This window comes from Achromobacter sp. RT286_PF (assembly GCF_059760425.1).
Map to the genome: position 1 here is coordinate 21,965 of NZ_JCBAMR010000051.1, position 9,159 is coordinate 31,123.

Annotated in this window: 12 protein-coding genes; 9 read left to right on the forward strand and 3 right to left on the reverse strand. The window is 61.5% G+C overall.

Features of this window, described 5'->3' with window-relative positions:
- The first annotated feature begins 206 nt into the window (after positions 1-206).
- Positions 207-797, forward strand: coding sequence for a BPSL1445 family SYLF domain-containing lipoprotein (locus AC6LJY_RS25505; RefSeq protein ID WP_046807420.1), 591 nt, complete (start codon positions 207-209; stop codon positions 795-797).
- A gap of 79 nt (positions 798-876) precedes the next feature.
- Here the strand turns inward: AC6LJY_RS25505 and AC6LJY_RS25510 are convergent, their stop codons facing one another.
- Together AC6LJY_RS25510 and AC6LJY_RS25515 are read right to left on the reverse strand one after the other, a co-directional pair.
- A complete protein-coding gene (locus tag AC6LJY_RS25510; protein WP_046807419.1) occupies positions 877-1,110 on the reverse strand; it encodes a hypothetical protein in 234 nt (77 codons plus the stop codon).
- Positions 1,111-1,224: 114 nt separating this feature from the next.
- Entirely contained in the window at positions 1,225-1,695 is a 471-nt protein-coding gene (locus AC6LJY_RS25515) for an Lrp/AsnC family transcriptional regulator (protein ID WP_006218755.1), read from the reverse strand.
- Positions 1,696-1,855: 160 nt separating this feature from the next.
- Between AC6LJY_RS25515 and AC6LJY_RS25520 the strand changes: the two genes are divergently transcribed.
- The 6 genes from AC6LJY_RS25520 to AC6LJY_RS25545 all read left to right on the forward strand — a co-directional run bounded on the left by AC6LJY_RS25520 (position 1,856) and on the right by AC6LJY_RS25545 (position 6,001).
- Entirely contained in the window at positions 1,856-2,767 is a 912-nt protein-coding gene (locus AC6LJY_RS25520; protein WP_485803865.1) for a DMT family transporter, read from the forward strand.
- Between the two features lie 79 nt (positions 2,768-2,846).
- Complete coding sequence (locus tag AC6LJY_RS25525; protein ID WP_046807418.1) at positions 2,847-3,593, forward strand: sulfite exporter TauE/SafE family protein; 747 nt, start codon at positions 2,847-2,849, stop codon at positions 3,591-3,593.
- 54 nt (positions 3,594-3,647) lie between these two features.
- Positions 3,648-3,872 carry a hypothetical protein gene (locus AC6LJY_RS25530; RefSeq protein ID WP_046807417.1) on the forward strand — a complete coding sequence of 75 codons (225 nt, stop codon included), beginning with the start codon at positions 3,648-3,650 and terminating at the stop codon, positions 3,870-3,872.
- Positions 3,873-4,210: 338 nt separating this feature from the next.
- Positions 4,211-4,423, forward strand: a complete 213-nt coding sequence (locus tag AC6LJY_RS25535; RefSeq protein ID WP_008159938.1) for a hypothetical protein — start codon at positions 4,211-4,213, stop codon at positions 4,421-4,423.
- 149 nt (positions 4,424-4,572) lie between these two features.
- Positions 4,573-5,682 carry an AGE family epimerase/isomerase gene (locus AC6LJY_RS25540; RefSeq protein ID WP_498137055.1) on the forward strand — a complete coding sequence of 370 codons (1,110 nt, stop codon included), beginning with the start codon at positions 4,573-4,575 and terminating at the stop codon, positions 5,680-5,682.
- A 103-nt stretch (positions 5,683-5,785) separates the two neighbouring features.
- Positions 5,786-6,001, forward strand: a complete 216-nt coding sequence (locus AC6LJY_RS25545; RefSeq protein ID WP_025135384.1) for a hypothetical protein — start codon at positions 5,786-5,788, stop codon at positions 5,999-6,001.
- Between the two features lie 130 nt (positions 6,002-6,131).
- Here the strand turns inward: AC6LJY_RS25545 and AC6LJY_RS25550 are convergent, their stop codons facing one another.
- Complete coding sequence (locus tag AC6LJY_RS25550; protein ID WP_498137054.1) at positions 6,132-7,067, reverse strand: LysR substrate-binding domain-containing protein; 936 nt, start codon at positions 7,065-7,067, stop codon at positions 6,132-6,134.
- Positions 7,068-7,205: 138 nt separating this feature from the next.
- Between AC6LJY_RS25550 and AC6LJY_RS25555 the strand changes: the two genes are divergently transcribed.
- Positions 7,206-8,198, forward strand: a complete 993-nt coding sequence (locus AC6LJY_RS25555; protein WP_485803749.1) for a Bug family tripartite tricarboxylate transporter substrate binding protein — start codon at positions 7,206-7,208, stop codon at positions 8,196-8,198.
- Positions 8,199-8,200: 2 nt separating this feature from the next.
- A complete protein-coding gene (locus AC6LJY_RS25560; protein WP_046807414.1) occupies positions 8,201-9,079 on the forward strand; it encodes an N-formylglutamate amidohydrolase in 879 nt (292 codons plus the stop codon).
- Positions 9,080-9,159: the final 80 nt, after the last annotated feature.

Here is a 9,159-nt window from a genome sequence, read left to right on the forward strand (position 1 = left end):
GAGGTCCTGTCGGGGCAGCCTCTACTAAATGTTGCAGCAGCAAGGAAAGAGTTTCGGCCCGCGCAGGCCCATGGCTGTTGGATCCGGGCCATTGCGCACGAGATGAAGGCGGGTAGGTTTTGTTTCGTTTTACACAATCGTGTGCCTTGCTTCAGCGGGTTTGACCGGTACAGTGGTACTGGCTGACAACAATAAAGGAGAGTTCCATGCTTGACACTTTTCCTGTTCTGCGTCGTGTAGGTATTGCCGCGACGATCGGGGTAGCCGGTGTGCTGTTTGCCGGTTGCACCACGACCACCCCGAAGTCCTCGGCTACCTCAACCGAAAAGCGCGATTCCATGAATAGCGCGGCCAACGCCACACTGACCAAGCTGTACGAGGCTTCGCCGCAATCGAAGGAATTGGTGGCGCGCGCCAAGGGTGTGCTGGTGTTCCCCGACGTGTTGAGCGGCAGCTTCATCGTGGGCGCCGAGCATGGCAACGGTGTGTTGCGGGTGGGCGGCTCCAATGCCGGTTACTACAGCACCACGGCGGGCTCGATCGGCTTCCAGGCCGGCGCGCAGTCCAAGGCCATGGTGTTGTTGTTCATGACGGATGACGCCTTGAACAAGTTCCGCAACAGCAGTGGTTGGACCGTCGGCGCGGACGCCACGGTTGCCGTGGTGAACATCGGAGCCAACGGCCGCATCGATACCAATACGGCGCAGCAGCCGATCGTGGGTTTCGTGATGAACAACGGTGGCTTGATGGCGGGCGTTTCGCTGGCCGGCACCAAGATCTCGAAGCTTGACTGGTAAGCCTGACGGCTGAAAACCTTTCGCCAAGAAAGACGCCGCGGATTCAACTCCGCGGCGTTTTTTTTGCGGGGGCTATGGGTTAGCCGAGCAACGTGTCGCCGTTATTGCGCACGGCGCTTTCGCGCTGGATTTCGGCTTCTTCAATAGCCGGATCCAGGCCGCGCCACCGCAGTATGCGGCCGCGTTCGGCTTCGGGTTCCCAACCCAGCATGCCGTATCGGGTGATTTCAGTTTCGCCTGTGTCGAATTCCACTTCGAAGTAACCCTGACGATCGGGTAGCGCGCTGCCGGGTGACCATTCTGTTTCGGGCATGGTTGCTCCTTGCTAAGCGATGGGAGGGAAGCCGGCGCGCATGCCGCGCCGACGAATCATTGTGCGGGCGGCCGCCTGATCCCGCAAGTGTCGGAACGCGTCGCCTGGTATCCGTCAGGCAAGCGGAACGGCGGTGGTGTACAGCACCTGCTTGAGCGCGAAGCTTGAACGGATGCTGGCCACGCCGGGGATGCGCGTGATGTGCTCGACGATCAGTCGTTCAAGCGCATCCACGTCGGGCACCAAGGCGCGAATGAGGTAGTCGGCGTCGCCCGACATCAGATAGCACTCCATGATTTCCGGCAGCACGGCGATTTCGCGTTCGAACACGTCCAGCGCGGCTTTGCGCTGCTTGTCCAGCGAGATCTGGATGAAGACGTTGACCTTCAGGCCCAGCTTGCGCGCATTGAGCAGGGTGACGCGGCGGTCGATCAGCCCGTCGGTTTCCAGCCGCCGCACGCGCGCCAAGCAAGGCGAAGCGGACAGATTCACGCGGGCGGCAAGTTCGACGTTGGTCAGTCGCGCATCGCGTTGCAGTTCGTTCAGGATTCGGATGTCGGTCGCATCCAGGTTGATTTCCGGCATAAGTCACCTAGTTGTCGTTGCTTGGCAATTCGTTCGTGCTGGGCAAGCTGTGTATCGGAGCAAATTGAGGTGAAATATGCTGGGGTTAACCCTATAGACTATTTCTTTCTTCGGCAAATGGGCCGAAGTGCGGAATATTCAAGCGGTAGATCCTGTGGTGATAAGTCAGCAAAGCACGTTGCGCAAGTTTTTGCCGCTGGTGGGCGCGGTCATGGTCTGGGGTGGAAACTGGCCCGTCATGAAGATGGGGTTGGCACACATGAGCCCGTTGTGGCTTGCCGCCAGCCGGTTCGGGTCCGCCGCCGTGGTCAGCGTGCTGGTGTTGGCGGCGCTGGGTCGACTGCGGTTTCCCAGCCGCCAGGAATGGCCGCTGGTGGCCGGCGTGGCGCTGTTGCAGATGGGCGCGTTTACCGCGCTGGCGTTGTGGGCGTTGCAGTACGTGGCGCCGGGACGAGCGTCCGTGGTCGCCTACGCGACGTCGATTTGGGTCATCCCCTTGTCGGCACTGATTCTGAAAGAACGCCTGAACGCCGGCCAATGGGTGGCGACGGCGCTCAGCTATGCGGGCATCGGTGTGATCGTGGCGCCGGCATTCAGCCCCTGGCAGGCGCATACCGTAGTGGGCCTGGTCATGCTGCTGGGCGCCTCGTTCGCGTGGGCGTGCAACATCATCCAGCTGCGCGGCAATCGTCACGTGCGCCTGGGCGCCGACATGATTCCCTGGCAAACCGCGCTTGCCACGATTCCGTTGGCGGCGTTGGCCTGGATGCGCGATGGCGCGCCCGGCTTTTTGACGGTGCCCGATGCGTGGCCGATCATCCTGTACACCGGTCCGCTTGCGACGGCACTGACGTTCATCGTGGTGTTGGGCATGACGCAAAAAATGCCGCCCGTGGCTACGTCCATTGCGATGCTGTGCGTGCCGGTGATCGGCCTTGTCGTGTCGTCCGTCGTCTTTCATGAACGCCTGTCGGCCGACCTGGCGCTGGGCCTGACGTTGATCGGCATCAGCGTCGCCGCCTCGGCGGTGGCCGCGCGAGTGAAGCGCCCGCTTGCACTGCGGCCTTCGTAGAACGCACTAGAATGTCGCGCCGGGAGGGGCCTGGCAACGCATGGGGATGCGCGGCAGAAATGCGGCAAATGGGGCAGAAATGGATTCGCTATATGTGCTGGTCGTGTTGGGCGCGGTGGCTGCCGGCTTCGTTCAGGGATTGTCTGGGTTCGGCTTCGGGATGGTGGCAATGTCGTTCTGGGCGTGGACCATCGACCCACGCCTGGCTGCCGCGATGACGGTCTTCGGCGCACTGACCGGCCAGCTGCTGGCGGCATTCACCGTGCGCCGGGGCTTTTCATGGTCGAACCTGCTGCCGTTCGTTCTAGGAGGATTGGTGGGTATCCCCATCGGGGTAAAAGTCTTGCCGCATCTTGACCCCTTGATATTCAAGACCTTCATCGGCGGCTTGCTGGCCGTCTGGTGTCCGATCATGTTGTTCGCCACGCGTTTGCCGCGTATTACGGCGGGCGGCAAGGTGGCGGATGGAGTCGTGGGGGCGATGGGCGGCATCATGGGCGGCATCGGCGGCTTCACGGGCGTCATCCCGACGTTGTGGTGCACCTTGCGCGGCTTCGAGCGCGACGTGCAGCGCTCGGTAATTCAGAATTTCAACTTGTCGATGCTGGCGGTGACGATGGCAAGCTACATCGTCACCGGGGTGGTAACGACAGACATGCTGCCGCTGTTTGCCATCATCGTGCCGGCCATGCTGGTGCCGACATTACTGGGCGCGCGGGTGTATGTCGGCATCAGCGACGTGACGTTTCGGCGCGTGGTGCTGGGCCTCTTGACGTTGTCCGGCATTGCCTTGCTGGTGTCGTCGGTGCCCAAGCTTTTTGCATAGCCGGGCGGGCTTGACGAGCATGCTATCGTTAAAGCCATTGAAGAGAGAATCAGCATGGCATTGCATCGTTTTCAGAAAGGCGAACTGGGTCATTGGCTGCGCATCGTGGCTGACAACAGCGAACCCGGCGCCGCACAAGCACAAGTGCCTGTCGAAATTTCGCAGGCACTTCAAACTTTGCGCTGCATTCAGCCCGGCGAAGATGGCCGCTGGCTGATCACCGAAAAGGGCAAGCTCGCCCTTCGCATGGAAGAGCCCAGCGCCATCCACGTGCGCTGAACGCTGCCCGCCGGCACGCTCGCCGGCTTTCTTGCAGCACATATCGATCCCCCTTGTGCGTTTTGGCTTGCTGCGGTTTGAAGCAAGTTGCGCCCAATTGCCGCATAGTTTGCGAATGATTTCGCGTTATGTCGCACGGCAGGGGGTATTTATAGGGCAGTACGGGAATCTCCTGAGACGGAATGTGTGATTTGGCATCTTCCGGACGTATCGCGCTTGTTATCTCGCCAGTAAGATGAACTTGCGTGACGCTTTCAGGTCTATTCAATTACGCGGGATTTCGTCCCGCCACGTCACGCGTGGTTCACGCGTTTAGGTAACCGACTGGGAGGTAGCACATGCAGCATCGTGACCAGGAAGTACTGATCGACGTTTCCACAGCGGCCATGGATACCGGCGGATATGGCGTCTTGCTGACGGTAACGGCCGAGGGCGGCACCGAAGTGGATGCCGCGTTTTCCCACTTGGGCAACTGCGCTTCATTAGACGAAGCACGAGATCGCGCGGAAGTATTCGCGCAGAACTGGGTCGAGGAAAACATCTTCCGATAGGGCTTATCCGCCCTGGACGGAGCTGATCGGTGGTACCGGTCTGTGTGTGCATGAGGCTGCGGAAAATACTCCAAAATTTGCGACGAAATTTTCGGTTATCGTTGCTGCTCCAAAACCTGGGGCCCTTTTCGGGTATGGGTCGTTCCAAGATGATTGCCGCACAGACCACTCCTATTCTGACGGAGCATGTCCGCGCGTTACGCGCACATTTCGACTCCGTCATCCTGCCGCTCTGGATGGGGCAGGGTTTCAACGGCGCATTGGGTCTGCCCTACGAATCGCTGGATGCCGCAACGGGCAAGCCGCTGCCGCCCAGCCGATATCGGGCCATGGCATGCGCGCGTCAACTCTATGTTTTCTCAGAAGCGTCTGGTGCTGCCGCGGGCCAGCATGCGGACCGCTTGTTTGCGTCCCTGTGCCGCGTGTTTCGCAATGAACATGGCGGCTGGCTTTACAGCGTGGACGCCGAGGCGCGCCCGTTGGACGACACCCAGGACTTATATACTCACGCCTTCGTGGTGCTGGCGAGTTCGGCGTATTTTCAGCGCAGCCGTAATGCGGATGCGCGCAAGCTCATGCTGGCGACGGCGTCGGCAATTGAGGCGCGCTTCAAGACAAATGATGGGCTCTACCATGCGGCGCTTAGCGCCGACTGGCTGACGCCGCTGCGCCCGCCCGCGCAAAATCCCATGATGCACCTTACGGAAGCGTATCTGGCGGCCGCCCAGGTTGCCGAGCCCGCGCTGTTTGCCCAGCATCTGCGCACGCTGGCACAAGGTGTCAGCCAGTTCTTCGTGCACGGTCCCACGCAGTGCATTTCCGAAGCGTTGCAAGGCACGGCGGGCAACCGGCTTGAACCGGGTCACCAGTTTGAATGGCTGTCGCTGGTGCACGGCGCGGCGCAGGTGTTTGAAGGGCTGGAGCTGGTGGAAACCTTGCCGCGCGCGGTGCAATGGGCACGCGCGCACGGGGTGGACGTACAAGGCCCGGGCGTGCTGGCGTCCTTGGATGAGTCGGGGGCGGTGGTGGACGGTACGCGGCGGATTTGGGCGCAGACGGAATACCTGAGGGCGCTGGCGGTGCTGGGCGACTGGCCGGCGCTGGAGTCGGGGCTGGCCAGTTTTCGTGCCCATTTCGTCCATGACGGCGGTTGGTACGAATGCCTGAACGGGCAGGGCGAGGTCGTGCGTGCCGACATGCCGTCGACATCGCCGTACCATTTGGCCACCTGCCTGGCGGCGATGCCTAACGTTGTTTAAACGCCCTCGTTAACAATTATTGTCGTTCAATTGTTATAAATCGATAGAAAAACATTGGTGAAATCCCTTACAATTTGCTAACACTGTTTGTGGGGAAGCATCAATGAGCGTTATGTGTTTGGCTTGCCAACGCATTAACCCGGGCCTTGCCGGCGTCGCGCCGCATTCGCACCTGGGACATCAAGGTTTCACCAATCCCACGCAGAAAGGGCGCGAAGAGAGTCGCGAAGATCACTTCCGGTGCCTGAGCTGCGGGGCGAAATGGTTGCGTGAAACCGATAAGTGGGGCGTGGACCTGGGATTCAAGCTGGCACCTTGATCGTTTTATCGCCGCACTTAAAGTCGGGCCTCTGTAAAGAGGCCCGTTTTATTTGGTTTCAAGTATACCGCGCGCGGTGAAACCAGAAGTGTCGATGGCGACGTCCCCAGACTTCATGGTTCCGCCGTTTTCACGACGCCGATCTGGCCGCGATAACGTCGGGGTCGGCTTGGGCCGTGTCCAGCAACCATTGCCGAAAGCATTCCAGCGCGTAATGGTCGCGACGCTGCGCCGGCGCGCACAGGTGGTATCCCCGGCTCAGCCGAATCGGCAGATCAGGGAAGGGCGCGGCCACCCGGCCGGATTGAAGTTCGTCGCGCACCAGGCAGCGTTGCAATACCGCGACCCCCATATCCGCCATGACCGCGCGGATCAAGATGGACACCTGATCAAACCCCTTGGACAGCGTAACGGCATGGCGTGGCACGCCGGCTGCGTTGAACCATTGCGCCCAGTTGTCCTGGCCGTTGGTGTGAAAGAGCAGGGGTTCGCCCAGCAGGCCGTGCGGGGTGCTCCATAGCCCTTGCGCCTGGCGGGTGGCCAAGCGGTCGGGGTGGCAAATAACGACCACTTCGCGGCCGATGACGTAATCGGCCTGGCATCCGGGCCATTGTTCCGGAGTGCCGGACAAGATGCTGGCGTCTGGCGTGGTGCTAGAGAAATCCTCATTGCGCCGATAGGCTGCGAAATTAAGCTGGATATCGGGATAGCGCCGATGAAAGTCCGGCAAGTGCGGCACCAGCCACGCGCTGGCCAAGGTCGGCACGGTGGATAGCGTCAAGCGCAACCGGCGGTCATCCGCCCGCAGGTCGGCACTGAGCTTTTCGATGGCTTGTAGCGGCGTGTGCGCGCCGTCATACAACTTCTGGCCCATCTCGGTCAGGGTCAGACCATGCGCATTGCGATGCATCAGCGGCTGCCCGAAGTGGGCCTCCAGGCGGGCAATGGCACGGCTGATGGCTCCTTGGGTGACGCACAGCGTCTGGGCCGCCAGGGTGAAGCTTCCCAAGCGTGCCGCCGCGATAAAGGCGTGCAGCTCGGACATGGACGGCGAATGCAGCCGCATTTAGCATGACCTTTGGTAATGAAGGAGTGCAATATAGTCGTTTGAAAGGGGATCGTAAAGTTTGGACACTGGCGGCCTGTCTCTGTCTGACAACCAGTTCTGACCCTTACTTCAACGTTTCCCTTTCGGAGTCGATCCATGTCTCGCCGCCTGCTTGGCCGGTCCGCGCGCTTTGCGCTTGCCGGCATGTTCGCCACGCTGTCCTTTGCCGGCATTGCCCAAGCCGCCGACTACCCTTCGCGTCCCATCAAGCTGGTGGTGCCGTTCGCCGCGGGCGGTTCGACCGACATCGTTGCCCGCCTGGTCGCGGAATATGCCGGTCGCGACCTCAAGCAAACCATCGTGGTTGAAAACAAGGCGGGCGCAGGCGGCTCGATGGGCATGGAACAGGTGGCGCGATCCACGCCCGACGGCTACACGATCGGCATGGCGACGATGAGCACGCACGGCTCGAATCCGGCCGTGTATCGCAAGATGAATTACGACCCGATCAAGGACTTCGCGCCTGTGGCGAACGTGCTGGCGGTGCCCAGCATCCTTGCCATCAACCCGAATATCCCGGCCAAGAACATGGCGGAATTCGTGGCGCTGGCCAAGAAGGCGCCGGCTGACCGCTACAGCTTCGCCTCGCCCGGCGTGGGATCGCTGGGGCATGTGAACATCGAGAATTTCATGATGCTGTCCGGCATCAAGCTGCTGCACGTGCCTTACCGTGGGGCGGGTCCTGCGTTGAACGACGTGATGGGCGGGCAGGTCGACGCCATCACCGACAACCTGTCGTCCACGCTGCCGCAGGTGCAGGGTGGCAAGCTGCGTGCGTTGGCCGTGCTGGGCGCCGAGCGTTCGCCGCTGCTGCCGGACGTGCCGACCTATATCGAACTGGGTTATCCCGACATGGGCACGGGCGGCTGGTTCGGATTGGTGGCCCCGGCCGGTACGCCGACGGCCGTGATCGAGCGCCTGAACCAGGCGGTGCGCGCGGCGATGCAAGACCCCGAGTTCCGCAAGAAGGCCGAAGACGTGGGTGGTACGCTGATGCCCACGACGCCCCAAGAGTTCCAGGTCCAGATCGAACAGGCCCTGGCCCGCTACGCCAAGGTGGCCAAGGCCGCCAACATTCAGGCTGACTGACGATGACGCTTGCCGATTTCAACGTGGTTTCCGTGCATGAACCTCAGGGGCCGGCCTTGCCGCTGGTCTGTGATTCGCCGCATAGCGGTGAACGCTATCCCGACGATTTTGGGGCGGTGGCAACGCAAGCGCAATTGCGCCAGGGCGAAGACACGCACGTGGACGCGTTGTGGTCGGCGGCGCCCACGCTGGGTGCAACGTTGATTGCCGCGCACTTTCCGCGCGTGTACATCGACCCGAACCGCACCTTGCAGGACCTGGACCCCGACTTGTTGGCTGAACCGTGGCCGCAGCCCTTGTCACCGGGTGAGAAGACCCGCTTGGGCAAGGGGCTGATCTGGCGCCGCATGGACAAGGCCACGCCCATCTACGATCGCAAGCTGAGCCTGGCCGAGGTGCGGCATCGCATCCAGGCGTACTACGAGCCCTATCACGCGGCGTTGTCGCAGGCCATCAGCAGCGCCGAACAACGCTTTGGCGCGGTGTGGCACCTGAACCTGCATTCCATGCCCAACGACGCGTACGAACGCCTGGGCCGGCAAAGCGAACATCCGCTGGCGGACTTCGTGCTGGGCGACCGGGACGGTACAACGTGCGAGCCGGAATTCATCGCGCTGATCGAAAAAGCGCTGCGCGACCTGGGCTATACCGTCGCGCGCAACGATCCCTACAAGGGCGTGCAACTGATTGCGCAGATCGGCCAGCCGGCGTTGAACCGGCACAGCTTGCAGGTCGAGATTCGGCGCCCCTTGTATATGGACGAAGCCACGCGCGAGCGCAACGCCGGGTTCGACTTGTTGCGCGGGCATTTGACGACCGTGCTTGCCCAGGTGGCCGATTACGTACGTGTGCGCATGGACGCGGTTGCGGCGACCAAGTAGCGGTCGACAACATAACAGTCGACAAAATAGAGTCGTTTGTATGGCTGTGCCCAGGCAAAAAGCCGGCGTTGATGCAGATC

Excerpts from the sequence above, each read along its gene's own strand:
- AC6LJY_RS25505 (WP_046807420.1), top strand. The coding sequence starts at position 207 with ATGCTTGACACTTTTCCTGTTCTGCGTCGTGTAGGTATTGCCGCGACG.
- AC6LJY_RS25510 (WP_046807419.1), bottom strand. The coding sequence starts at position 1,110 with ATGCCCGAAACAGAATGGTCACCCGGCAGCGCGCTACCCGATCGTCAG.
- AC6LJY_RS25515 (WP_006218755.1), bottom strand. The coding sequence starts at position 1,695 with ATGCCGGAAATCAACCTGGATGCGACCGACATCCGAATCCTGAACGAA.
- AC6LJY_RS25525 (WP_046807418.1), top strand. The coding sequence starts at position 2,847 with ATGGATTCGCTATATGTGCTGGTCGTGTTGGGCGCGGTGGCTGCCGGC.
- AC6LJY_RS25530 (WP_046807417.1), top strand. The coding sequence starts at position 3,648 with ATGGCATTGCATCGTTTTCAGAAAGGCGAACTGGGTCATTGGCTGCGC.
- AC6LJY_RS25535 (WP_008159938.1), top strand. The coding sequence starts at position 4,211 with ATGCAGCATCGTGACCAGGAAGTACTGATCGACGTTTCCACAGCGGCC.
- AC6LJY_RS25540 (WP_498137055.1), top strand. The coding sequence starts at position 4,573 with ATGATTGCCGCACAGACCACTCCTATTCTGACGGAGCATGTCCGCGCG.
- AC6LJY_RS25545 (WP_025135384.1), top strand. The coding sequence starts at position 5,786 with ATGAGCGTTATGTGTTTGGCTTGCCAACGCATTAACCCGGGCCTTGCC.
- AC6LJY_RS25550 (WP_498137054.1), bottom strand. The coding sequence starts at position 7,067 with ATGCGGCTGCATTCGCCGTCCATGTCCGAGCTGCACGCCTTTATCGCG.
- AC6LJY_RS25555 (WP_485803749.1), top strand. The coding sequence starts at position 7,206 with ATGTCTCGCCGCCTGCTTGGCCGGTCCGCGCGCTTTGCGCTTGCCGGC.
- AC6LJY_RS25560 (WP_046807414.1), top strand. The coding sequence starts at position 8,201 with ATGACGCTTGCCGATTTCAACGTGGTTTCCGTGCATGAACCTCAGGGG.